The sequence below is a fragment of the Kitasatospora sp. NPDC048540 genome (assembly GCF_040651175.1).
Classification (GTDB): Bacteria; Actinomycetota; Actinomycetes; order Streptomycetales; family Streptomycetaceae; genus Kitasatospora.
Genome location: NZ_JBEZIR010000204.1, coordinates 1 through 9,750, shown reverse-complemented (window position 1 = coordinate 9,750; position 9,750 = coordinate 1). Strand labels below are relative to the sequence as shown.

The following is a 9,750-nucleotide window of genomic DNA, read 5'->3' as shown; positions in this document are numbered from 1 at the left end:
CAGGCCCTGATTCCGCTCGTCGAGGCGATCCCACCGATCCGCTCCCGCCGCGGCCCCCGGCGCCGCCGGCCCGGCAGGCTCCACGGCGACAAAGCCTACGACCACCGCTTCATCCGCTCCTACCTGCGACGACGACAGATCGCGACCCGCATCGCACGCCGCGGCATCGAGTCCTCCAGCCGCCTCGGCCGGCACCGCTGGGTGATCGAGCGGACCGTCGCATGGCTGGGCGGCTTCCGTCGGCTCCACCGCCGCTACGAACGCAAAGCCGACCACTTCGCAGCCTTCGCCACCATCGCCGCGGCACTCATCTGCCATCGCCGGCTGGCCAAATGAGATGGCTTCTTAACGTCCACTCGGAACACCAACCAGCAACAACAGCGCGCGAAACCCAACCGACAGACCAGACCGGACACCAGCACAAAGAAGATCCAGCCGATCAACTCGCTGGAGCGGATCAACCGCGAGGTCAAGCGCCGCACCGACGTCGTCCTGGTCTTCCCCGACGACGACACACTCCTGCCACCGGGCACCACCAGCTGTTCGAGATACACAACGATTCGGGACGCGCGACGAACGGACCGTCATCCCCCGGCCGTTGCCGGCCCGGGACCAGCATCGAGCAGCTCCACCCCGACAAACGCGCCCACGATGAACTTCCACCGATTTCACGGCGTTGGCACACGACCACCGCGCGAGACACCGGTGTCCGCGTCCCGGGGGAAGGCTCACTCCCCCGGTTGCCCGGCCGAACGGATGATGTGCGAGCAGGACCGGTACCCGAACATCGACCACAGAAGTGCATCTGACAGAAAAGAAGGTAAAGCAAGATGACGAACGTCGTACTGGTTCACGGCCTGTGGGTTGACGGTTCCAGCTGGACCGAGGTGACCGGCCGTCTCCAGGAGGAGGGGCATGTGGTTACGGCCGTGCAGCTGCCGCTGAGTTCTCTGGAGGATGACGTTGCCGCTGTCCAGCGGGCACTGGCACAGGTCGACGGACCCAGCGTTTTGGTGGGGCATTCCTACGGGGGAATGGTGATCTCCAACGCCGCCGCAGGAGGCCAGAACGTGGCCGCGCTCGTGTACCTTGCCGCCGTCGCACCCGAGGAGGGCGAGGCGGCTGGTGAGATTCTCGGGCGATTCCCTGCCTCACCCGGCCTCGAGGCGGTCGTCGCGGATGCCGAGGGATATGTAAGCCTCGATCGTACGAAGTTCGCCGAGGTCTTTGCCGCCGATGTTCCCGCCGCCAAAGCTGCCGTGATGGCGGCTTCCCAGGGGCCGGCCGCCGGATCGTGCCTGGCCGCGCCCAGCGGGGTGCCCGCGTGGAAGAGCATTCCCAGTACCTATGTGGTGTGTACCCAGGACCGTACCCTCCAGCCTGAGGCGCAGCAGTGGATGGCGGAGCGCATCGGTGCACGCATCGTTCACGTGGACGCCAGCCACTCAGCCGCAGCATCGCAGCCTGCGCAGGTCGTCGACGCGATCGTCCAGGCTTCCCGCTCCTGAGCGCGCCGCTCCCCGCTGTGCCGCCGCATCGAGCCACGGATGCGGCGGCACTCGTATGTCCGGATGTCACGTCCTGCCCAGGGCTGGTACGCGGGCGGGGGCGGCCGGGCCGGCTGGTGATCCGCTCGGCCTGGGGGTTCCGCATCACCGGCCAGTACCTGCCGGGCTTTGTCACCGCGGCCGGTCGTGTCAACGATTCGGCCTCTGCAGGCACTGACGGCGCCGTGGGTCCCACCGTACGGTCTTGAGCCACCGCGCGAGGAGATGCGTGCGCGTCCGCTGTACCGTACCGGTCGTCGTACTGGGTTGGCGACCGAGGTGCCCGTTCCTTCTCTCGGGGGGTGAGGCTGCCCCGGCTGCTGTCGAGCGGCTGTAGGGAGGCAGGGTGACCGTGCTCCCGGTGTCGTCAGTGCCGGAGGCTGCCGAGGAGCGGGGCTGCCAGGGAGTAGGAGGCCGCCGCAGGGCTGGCGCCGCTGGCCGACTCGGATGTGGGGTTGGTGGGCCGCGAGCCAAGGGAACTCGTTCGCCCCGTCGCGCCGCCCAGGACGCATCAGGGGGCTCGACGGGTCGAACTCGGCTGTCACGCGGATCAAGCTGATGATCCTGCGGTCATCAGCGCGCTTCAGCCTGTGGTGGACTTGGCTTTCGCCGCGGAGACGATGAGTTTCGAGACGTCGTCGGGGTGCGAGACAGCCACGGCGTGGGAGGCGTCCACCTCAACAGTGGTGGCCCCCGCACGGTCCGCCATGAACCTCTCGGCCGCAGGCGGAATGGCCTGGTCTCCCTTTGCCACCATGTACCACGAGGGAATATTCTTCCACGCGGCATTCTCGCTCTTGTCACTGAGGCTGTTGCCGTCGATGGGGCGCTGGGTGGCGGCCATGACCGCAGCCTCCTTGGCCTTCACATCAGCGGCGAAGACCGACCTGAACTTGTCCGGACTGATGTAGAGGTCGGTTCCCTGGGTGCCGTCCGGACGGTTGTACGGAATCGGCTTGAGCGACTCGGGGAGCTTGCTTCCGTCATACTTCGAAAGAATGTCGTTGGCGCTCTCCCCCTTCTCCGGAGCAATAGCCGCGATGTAGACGAGGGCCTTCACGTTGGGGTGGTCAACCGCGGCGTTGGTGATGACCTCACCGCCGTAGGAGTGTCCGACCAGAACCACAGGACCTTCGATGCTGGAGAGCACACTGGAGACGTACGAGGAGTCGCCGGCAAGCCCACGGAGCGGGTTGGCCGGTGCGACCACGGGGTACCCGTCCTTCTGAAGCTTCTTGACGACGCCGTCCCAGCCGGACGAGTCCGCGAATGCGCCGTGTACAAGAACGACGGTGGGCTTCCCCGTACCCGGGTCGGAAGGCGATGCGAATGCCGCAGTACTGAGAAGAGCGGTCGATCCCGCGGCCGAAAGAGCCAGCAGGAGGGCCGAGTTTCGAATTTTCATTTTTCCCCTTCACATCGGGTGAATCAGGTCGGCAGCGAGCCGGTCAGCTCATATTGCTGACACCATATGAGCCCGATTCCGAGGGCCCGGCACCCCCCGGTTGGGCACCCGATCGGGGGGCTCCGGCCGTTCGTAGGATTCGCGAGACATCGCGGCCGTCCTTCTCCCACCACCTGTGGGCACGGTGGGGGCCGCGAGCTGCTGCCTCGCCAGGACCCGCCTTCGGGGCGCCGGCAGGCGGGGTCTCTCCGCGGAGGAGTGCTCTACCGCTCCGGAGCACTGTGCGAGTTGACAGCCAAAGGGTTCGTGGTAGCTGAGGATTCGTAGATGTGAACCGAGCCGTGGACGGAGCACACCGGTGTTGCGATCCGCTCACGTCAGACGTGCAGGTCAGCCCAGTTGGTACAGCCCCAGCTGTGCACCCTGGTGCCGTGAGTCGTGGCCAAGGCGTCGATGATGATGTTCCCGCGGCCGTGCTCGTCAGGTGCGCAGCTCGCGACCCACGCGCCCGGCAGTTCAGCCCTGCCTCCGTCGTCCACCTCGACGTGGACGACGTCTCCGGGATCCGGCTGAGCAAGGTGGAGGACCACCGGCGGCTGCGCGTGCTCCACCGCGTTCGTGACGAGTTCGGAGACGACTACGAGTGCTTCGTCCACGCTGGTCTCGTTGACGTCCCAGTCTTCCAGGGCGGCACGTGTGACTTCCCGTGCGGCGCCGGCGGCCTGCTCGTCGTGCGGCAGGACCCACCGGTACGGCTGCTCGGCCGTACCGGGACCGGTCGTCGGCTGCTCAGGTGGTCGATGATCCGAGTACGGGGAGCAGCGAGTGTCGTTGGAACGCATGGCGTCACTTTCGAACGGACGGGGTGGTTGCTTGATGTGTCCTTCCCCATAGCCTGCGTGTGCGCGGTGGGGTTGCGGTCATCCGATAGGCGGTTCATCCGGCCCGTTCCCATGGGCCTGCTCCGCTCCCCGCCTGGTCGTCCGGGAGCACGCCAGGTGCGCGGGCGGCGTTGTCGGCCGGTGCCGGTTTCGGCGAACACCGTGCGGTGTGCTGCGGGTTCGTGGTCGGACGGGCAGTCTGCCCGGACGGATGCAGCGATCGGCGCGGAGCGGTTCCCCCGTTCGATCCGTCGATCGGCTGAGAAGGTCGCGCCGCTTCATCCCTTTTGCTGGCGGTATGACTCGCTGGGATGTGGCCTCCGGATTCGGAACCGCCGTTGGCGTGTGCTCTCACGGGCACGGCGCCGCGCGGTCTTCCCGGTCTGTCTGCGCGTGCCGTCACATGCACCTCGACGGCCCGTGCCGGCGGTGGCTGCGGAGCGCGGTCGGGATTGCCGGGAGCCGAGGTATTCGGCTGCGGTGGCGGACGGCCTGGCGCCATGCGTCGCGAGTCCGTCCAACGAGCACTTGCCCTGGAGGGGCGCAATGAGCATGCCCACGAAACCTGCCGTACCGGCCGGTGTGGCAGGAGCCCGACGGTGGATGGGCCTGTCCATTCTGGTCCTGGCGGTACTGCTGCTAGGGGTGGACGCTACCGTTCTCTCTCTGGCACTGCCGTCCATCGGTCACGACCTCAACCCGAGCGGGGCGCAGATCCTGTGGATCGGGGATATCTACTCCTTTGTCCTGGCGGGCTTGTTGATCACGATGGGTTCGCTCGGCGATCGCATCGGACGCAAACGCCTTCTGATCATCGGAAGCATCTGCTTCGGCCTCGCCTCGCTCCTGGCCGCCTTCGCGCCGACCGCGGGCTGGCTGATCGTCGCACGGGCGTTGCTCGGCCTGGCCGGGGCGACCTTGATGCCTTCCACGCTGTCGCTGATCCGGGCGCTGTTCCCGGACGCCCGGGAACGCGCCACGGCGATCGGTATCTGGAGCGCTGCGGCGACGGCCGGAGCCGCGGTCGGTCCTCTGGTGGGCGGGCTGCTGCTGGAGCATTTCTGGTGGGGATCGGTGTTCCTGATCAATGTTCCGATCACCGTCCTGCTGGTCATCGGTGGACGCAGGCTGCTGCCGGAGTCTAAGGATCCTTCTCCTGGCGCCTGGGACGTTCCCAGTGTGCTGCTGTCGATGGTCGGTCTGCTGGGTGTGGTCTACGCGGTGAAGGAGGCGGCGGCGCACGGCGTGCTGCGCTCCGACGTGGCCGTCGCAGGTGCGGTCGGCACAGCGGCGCTCTTCGTCTTCGTCCGGCGCCAACTGCGGCTGCCCGTTCCACTGATGGACATCAGGCTGTTCAAGTCTGTTCGATTCAGCGCGGCGGTCTCCGCCACTCTGCTCTCACTCCTCGGGCTGTCCGGTGTGATCTTCTTCATGTCGCAGTACCTGCAGCTGGTCCGCGGCTACTCCCCCGTGCAGGCCGGGTTGGCGGAACTACCCGCATTCGCCGGTGCTGTGGCCGCGGGGCTCCTGATCGGGCGAGTCATCCGCCGCCGGGGTATGCGTGCCGTTCTGTGCGGTGGGTTGCTGCTCATGGGACTCGGCACCGGTGTCCTCGGCTGGGTGAGCGCCGACACCGATTATCTTCTGCTCGCCGTGGTCTTCCTGATCGTCGGTGTGACGGAAGGAGCCATCTACACGGTCTCCACCGATCTCGTGCTGAGCAGCTCCCCGCCTGACAAGGCCGGTGCTGCCGCCGCGATTTCCGAAACTGCGTACGAGCTCGGCGCTGCGCTCGGCATCGCTCTGGTCGGATCGGCGCTGCTGGCCGTCTTCCGCGGCAGTCTTCAGCTGCCCCCCGGCGTGGACGGTCATTCGGCCGATCTCGCCGGCGAATCGCTCGCCGGCGCCCTGGACGTGGCCGCCGGGCTTCCCACCGCGACAGCGGACGCGTTGGCGGCGCAGGCCCGAACCGCCTTTCAGCACGGCTTGAATGCGGCGGCGCTGATGTCCGGTGCCCTACTGGTACTTGCGGCTCTGGGCACCTGGTGGGCGCTTCGCCGCTCCTGCGCGAAGCACGGCACGGACACGCCCCCCGCACTCACCTCTCCCGTGCGCCTTGATCCGCCGGCCGACGGGGTGCCGTCCAACCGGCCTGACGCGCCGGCCGCCGGGGCACGGAGCAACGCGGTCCGGTCAGTCGACGAACCGCCCGTCCGATCCACTGCATGACTCTCAAGGAGGAACCGAGAATGCTGGAAACGAAATCCAAGATCCGGGTCGTCGTAGGCGACGACCATCCCATCTACCGCGAGGCGCTGGTGCGGCTGCTCTCCACGACTACTACGGTCGTCGCCGAGGCCGGCGACGGGCGCGCGGCACTGACGGCGATCCGGGAACACCGCCCGGACGTTGCAGTATTGGACTACCAGATGCCGATGCTCGACGGTGGCCAGGTCGCGGCGCGTGTGCGGCATGACGGCCTGCCGACCAAGATCATGGTGGTCTCCGCATCGAACGAGCCCTCGGTCGTCTACCGCGCCCTGCAGCAGGGGGTGGTGGGCTACCTGACCAAGTGCTCCGATCCCACGAAGATCCTCGATGGCGTGGAGGCGTGCTCCCGTGGCGAGACGGTCGTGCCCCACGAGTTGACCAGCGGTCTGGTGGAGGAGATCCAGAAACGTGCCGACCAGGTCCGGACGGTGCTGACCGAACGGGAACGCCAGGTCCTCACCATGGTCGCGGACGGTGTGCCGATCTCGCAGATCGCCTCGGTGCTCTTCCTCGCTCCCACGACGGTCAAGGCCGATGTGCAGCGGATCTGCCAGAAGCTCGGCGTCACTGGTCGGGGCGCCATGGTGGCCGAGGCGATGCGCCGCGGCCTGCTGGACTGAGCGCCGGCGAGGCCGAACCGATGATGATCATGTCGTATCGCAACATTACCGAGCACGGGGCCCGGGACACCGGCTATCTGCACGCGCAAGGCCAGTGGGCCCTGCACCTGCAGAACCTCATGCGGCTGGCGTTCGCCGCAGTGCTCGGCGTGGCCATCACCGTGGAGCCGCACCCCGAGCACCGGCCCGTACAGGTCGCCATCGTGGCCGTGTACGGGGTGGCGACGCTGTGGCGGCTCCGGCGTGCGGCCCGACGGCCGCACCAGGGGGCAGGACTGCAGACTCTGCTCCCCCTGGCCGCGGACATCACCGTTGTGGTGGTCCTGCACCTGCTGTCCAGCGGCTCGACGATGCTCCTGAACAGCCTGTTCCTGCTCCTCGCCATCGCGGCTTTCCAGCCCGTGCTGGCCCTGGGCACCCTCAGCATCACCTCCGCCGTCGCCGCCTACACGGGCATGCTGCTCCTCGACACCCGGGTTCAGCACAGCCTGGATGCAGGTCAGGCCTGGGTGCTGTTGATCGTTTTCGTACTCACCGGCTCGCTGTGCCTGCTTCTGTGCACCATCCAGTCCCAACGCGTGACACGCATTGCCAAACTGATCGACGACCGAACCCGGCTGTTGGCAGAAGTCATGCGAAGCGACGAACGAGAACGAGCGCTCTTGGCCGAGCGGCTGCACGACGGTCCGCTGCAGCACGTCCTTGCCACCCATCTCGATCTCCAGCAGGGGTTGTCCGCCGATCCCCGTGCCAGTATCACGCGGGCGAGCTCGAACCTTCTCGAAGTCGCCCGAGGCCTGCGCGAGACGACCCGTGAACTGCATCCGGCCGTCCTGGACACGGTGGGACTCGGCCAGGCCGTGCGGGACCTGGTCGACCTCACAGCCCGCCGTACCGGAATCGCGTCGAGCTGTCACGTCGCTCCCACGGCGCCGAGCGAGCTCGACGCACTCGTGTACGGCGCAGCGCGCGAACTCCTCGCGAACGTCAGCCGTCACTCCGAAGCCACCAGCCTCGTCGTCTCGCTCGCTGTGGACGCGCATACCGAGATGCTGGAACTGGTCGTGGCCGACAACGGTACCGGCACCGATCTGCGGATCCTGGACGAACGCTTGGCTCAGGGCCATATCGGTCTGGCTTCGCAGCGTTTCCGGGCCGAGGCGGCCGGGGGCCGGCTGGCCATCACGTCCAACTGTCCCGGTACGTCGGTCAGCGTCACCGTCCCCTTCATCCCCTCGGGCGCGGGCGGCCGGCCGGGAGACGCGGACGTGGCGTGATCCCTGGTCGGGATCCAGGACCGGACCTACCCCGCCGAGCACAGCCGCGACGAACTCCCGCCGATTTCATGACTGTTGGCGTACCACCACTGCACCACTTCGCGGGACACGACCGGCATGTGCCGGTCCTAGCAGGTGAGGGGGTCGCTGTGGTGTCCGAAAAAGGGCCGAACGGCTGATGGAGGACAGCGGTCGGCGGGTGTCTCATGGAGGGAGAGCCATCGACGGAGTGCCGCCGCTGCGCACGCCACAAGGCCGACCTGCCGGGGAAGAGATGAACGACCAGCCGAAGTATGCGAGCGACGCCGCCGCGCCGTCGGCCGTGCAGGCTTACACCCGCGCACCGGCCCTGGCCCATGAGCTGTACGACCTGCTGCACTGCGTCGCCGCGCTCCACAGGCCCAGTGGGCAGGACCAGGACGAGCGTATCCTCCTCGTCCGTCAGGCCGCCCTTGCAGATAGGTGCAGACTGGCCGACACCTCGTCCGACGACGACGGTGCCGGATGGCTGGCCTGGAGGCTGCACACCTTCGACAAGAGCTTCGACACCAGCCGGGGACCGATACCCGCCAGTGACGAGCGCTGGGACAGGGACCGGTTCGGATACGTTCGCCAGGAGTATCACTGGTGGATCACCCATAATCCGGGCGCCGCCGTCACGGCTCGCTGACCTCTCGGGGAAGGCTTCGCCTACCCGGGGCCCCTGCGGAGGGAGAGCACGAGGAGACGTACCTACCGACCCGCCCACGCTGACCCGTATGGCCGTATGGGCGAGTGTGGGCTGGCCTGTGCCATGGGGAACGAGCAGAGTGGAGTAGGCAAGCTCCGAGGCTCAGGAGGCCCCCGCGATGGCCGCGATGAAGGAAAAAACTACGGTTCTGCTGGCTGATGATCACCCGCTGTATCGCGAGGGCCTGCGTCGCGCCCTGGGGCAGACCGACCGGTTCGAAGTCGTGGCCGAGGCAGGAACCGGCCGTGAGGCTTTGGACGCCATCAAGGAGCACGAGCCGGTCGTGGCCGTCATCGACCTCACCATGCCCGACCTGGACGGGATCGCCGTGGTTCACGCGGTCGCACGGGACGGGCTTCCCACCCGGGTTCTCCTCCTGACAGCGCATGACGACAGTGATCTGCTCTACCGGGCCATCCAGGAAGGGGCTGCGGGATACGTCATCAAGGACGCCCCGCGCGACAAGATCATCCAGGCGATCGCGCAGGTCGCGCGCGGCCAGACGGTGATCCCCGAGGAGCTCGCGGGCGCACTGGCAGGAGAGATCCGCTCCCGCACGGACAGTGATGCTCCCCTGCTCAGCGATCGTGAGCGTGAAGTGCTTCAGCTGTTCTCGGAGGGGATGAGCATTCCCGACGTGGCGAACCAGTTGTTTCTCGCGCCCAGCACGGTCAAGAGCCACACGCAGCGGCTGTACAACAAACTGGGCGTATCCGATCGGGCGGCAGCGGTGGCGGAAGCCATGCGGCGGGGGCTTCTGGAATGACCCCGGCCGCTCTCGACGTGGCGGCGGCTGACCGCCGCAGCCCGCCGCGCCTGCGGCGGCGCCGCCGGACGGCTCACGCAAGAGATGTCACGCAAGGGATGGGAGTGGAGGGAGTCGAACCCTCACGCCCGCGCGGGCGCCGGTACTTGAAGCCGGTGCAGACCACCCAGCGCCCGGGCAGCGCACTGCCCGGGCCGCCCTCGCCGGTCGCCACCAGCCCGGCCGGGCCGCGCAGCCGGACGTTCCAGCCGAC

The 9,750-nt window shown here is 67.7% G+C and carries 9 protein-coding genes, 1 tRNA gene and 1 pseudogene; 8 read left to right on the top strand and 3 right to left on the bottom strand.

Features of this window, described 5'->3' with window-relative positions; translation table 11 throughout:
* From AB0D08_RS39175 to AB0D08_RS39165, 3 genes and pseudogenes are all read left to right on the top strand, one after another.
* Positions 1–336: transposase (locus AB0D08_RS39175; protein ID WP_359895106.1), on the top strand; the 336-nt coding region annotated here is incomplete at its 5' end.
* Positions 337–420: 84 nt separating this feature from the next.
* Positions 421–522 (top strand): annotated as a pseudogene (locus AB0D08_RS39170) (transposase); the annotation flags it as partial.
* A gap of 308 nt (positions 523–830) precedes the next feature.
* Positions 831–1,508, top strand: coding sequence for an alpha/beta hydrolase (locus AB0D08_RS39165; RefSeq protein ID WP_033818394.1), 678 nt, complete (start codon positions 831–833; stop codon positions 1,506–1,508).
* A gap of 622 nt (positions 1,509–2,130) precedes the next feature.
* On the opposite strand, the gene AB0D08_RS39160 is transcribed toward AB0D08_RS39165, so the two are convergent.
* Together AB0D08_RS39160 and AB0D08_RS39155 are read right to left on the bottom strand one after the other, a co-directional pair.
* Positions 2,131–2,952, bottom strand: a complete 822-nt coding sequence (locus AB0D08_RS39160; RefSeq protein WP_033818393.1) for an alpha/beta hydrolase — start codon at positions 2,950–2,952, stop codon at positions 2,131–2,133.
* 377 nt (positions 2,953–3,329) lie between these two features.
* Positions 3,330–3,794, bottom strand: a complete 465-nt coding sequence (locus AB0D08_RS39155) for an ATP-binding protein (RefSeq protein WP_082526243.1) — start codon at positions 3,792–3,794, stop codon at positions 3,330–3,332.
* 642 nt (positions 3,795–4,436) lie between these two features.
* Here AB0D08_RS39155 and AB0D08_RS39150 point away from each other — a divergent pair.
* The 5 genes from AB0D08_RS39150 to AB0D08_RS39130 all read left to right on the top strand — a co-directional run bounded on the left by AB0D08_RS39150 (position 4,437) and on the right by AB0D08_RS39130 (position 9,497).
* On the top strand, positions 4,437–6,062 hold the full coding sequence (locus AB0D08_RS39150; RefSeq protein WP_063794277.1) for an MFS transporter: 1,626 nt from the start codon (positions 4,437–4,439) through the stop codon (positions 6,060–6,062).
* A gap of 20 nt (positions 6,063–6,082) precedes the next feature.
* The gene (locus tag AB0D08_RS39145) at positions 6,083–6,724 is read left to right on the top strand and encodes a response regulator transcription factor (RefSeq protein WP_033818392.1); all 642 of its coding nucleotides are present in this window, start codon (positions 6,083–6,085) and stop codon (positions 6,722–6,724) included.
* A 20-nt stretch (positions 6,725–6,744) separates the two neighbouring features.
* Positions 6,745–8,001 carry an ATP-binding protein gene (locus AB0D08_RS39140; protein ID WP_359895103.1) on the top strand — a complete coding sequence of 419 codons (1,257 nt, stop codon included), beginning with the start codon at positions 6,745–6,747 and terminating at the stop codon, positions 7,999–8,001.
* Positions 8,002–8,275: 274 nt separating this feature from the next.
* Entirely contained in the window at positions 8,276–8,671 is a 396-nt protein-coding gene (locus AB0D08_RS39135; RefSeq protein WP_051811830.1) for a hypothetical protein, read from the top strand.
* 178 nt (positions 8,672–8,849) lie between these two features.
* On the top strand, positions 8,850–9,497 hold the full coding sequence (locus AB0D08_RS39130) for a response regulator transcription factor (RefSeq protein ID WP_033818390.1): 648 nt from the start codon (positions 8,850–8,852) through the stop codon (positions 9,495–9,497).
* A gap of 99 nt (positions 9,498–9,596) precedes the next feature.
* On the opposite strand, the gene AB0D08_RS39125 is transcribed toward AB0D08_RS39130, so the two are convergent.
* Positions 9,597–9,688, bottom strand: a tRNA-Leu gene (locus tag AB0D08_RS39125).
* Positions 9,689–9,750: the final 62 nt, after the last annotated feature.

Coding starts and splice junctions, on each gene's coding strand:
- AB0D08_RS39165 (WP_033818394.1), top strand. CDS start 831: ATGACGAACGTCGTACTGGTTCACGGCCTGTGGGTTGACGGTTCCAGC.
- AB0D08_RS39160 (WP_033818393.1), bottom strand. CDS start 2,952: ATGAAAATTCGAAACTCGGCCCTCCTGCTGGCTCTTTCGGCCGCGGGA.
- AB0D08_RS39155 (WP_082526243.1), bottom strand. CDS start 3,794: ATGCGTTCCAACGACACTCGCTGCTCCCCGTACTCGGATCATCGACCA.
- AB0D08_RS39150 (WP_063794277.1), top strand. CDS start 4,437: ATGGGCCTGTCCATTCTGGTCCTGGCGGTACTGCTGCTAGGGGTGGAC.
- AB0D08_RS39145 (WP_033818392.1), top strand. CDS start 6,083: ATGCTGGAAACGAAATCCAAGATCCGGGTCGTCGTAGGCGACGACCAT.
- AB0D08_RS39140 (WP_359895103.1), top strand. CDS start 6,745: ATGATGATCATGTCGTATCGCAACATTACCGAGCACGGGGCCCGGGAC.
- AB0D08_RS39135 (WP_051811830.1), top strand. CDS start 8,276: ATGAACGACCAGCCGAAGTATGCGAGCGACGCCGCCGCGCCGTCGGCC.
- AB0D08_RS39130 (WP_033818390.1), top strand. CDS start 8,850: ATGGCCGCGATGAAGGAAAAAACTACGGTTCTGCTGGCTGATGATCAC.